Source organism: Paenibacillus sp. OT2-17, from assembly GCF_009827695.1.
Classification (GTDB): Bacteria; Bacillota; Bacilli; order Paenibacillales; family Paenibacillaceae; genus Paenibacillus; species Paenibacillus polymyxa_B.
Genome location: NZ_WUDQ01001016.1, coordinates 1 through 648, shown reverse-complemented (window position 1 = coordinate 648; position 648 = coordinate 1). Strand labels below are relative to the sequence as shown.

At 46.8% G+C, this 648-nt stretch carries 2 protein-coding genes; both read left to right on the top strand.

The window, feature by feature from the left end; translation table 11 throughout:
- A partial coding sequence (locus GRP75_RS28800) for a 3,4-dihydroxy-2-butanone-4-phosphate synthase (protein ID WP_160791095.1) occupies window positions 1–237 on the top strand: 237 nt, incomplete at its 5' end.
- A 79-nt stretch (window positions 238–316) separates the two neighbouring features.
- The coding region (ribH, locus tag GRP75_RS28795) for a 6,7-dimethyl-8-ribityllumazine synthase (protein WP_160791094.1) at window positions 317–648 on the top strand (332 nt) is incomplete at its 3' end.

Genomic DNA, 648 nt, shown 5'->3' with positions numbered 1-648 from the left:
ATGTTCCCGCTGATTGCTCGCGATGGTGGTGTCTTGCAGCGTGCTGGTCACACTGAAGCGGCTGTTGATCTGGCCCGACTCAGTGGCTTCAAGCCTGCTGGGGTCATTTGCGAAATTATAAAGGAAGATGGCTCAATGGCCCGCCTGCCTGATCTGGCAGTGGTCGCCAAGCGACATCAATTGAAGCTGATCAGTATTCAGCATTTGGTGGACTACCGTCGTCGTTTGTCATTGTAAAAATACATCTCAGTTCCAAGTAAATCTGAAGTATTATCCGAAGTCCCTAAATAATTAAACTATGAGAGGTTGATTAAACATGGCACGTTTTCTAGAAGGTAATCTCGTATCGAACGGTTTAAAATATGGTATTGTGGTGGGCAGATTTAATGAGTTTATTACGAGCAAGCTGTTAAGCGGCGCAATTGACGCCCTTCAACGACATGGTGCGCAGGAAGATGAAATTGATGTAGCCTGGGTTCCGGGTGCATTTGAAATTTCACTGATTGCACAAAAAATGGCTGCAAGCGCCAAATATGATGCCGTAATTACGCTGGGTACGGTCATCCGTGGTTCTACTTCACATTATGATATCGTCTGCAATGAAGTGGCCAAGGGTGTGGCAGCAAGCAGCCTGAAAACGGCAGTGCC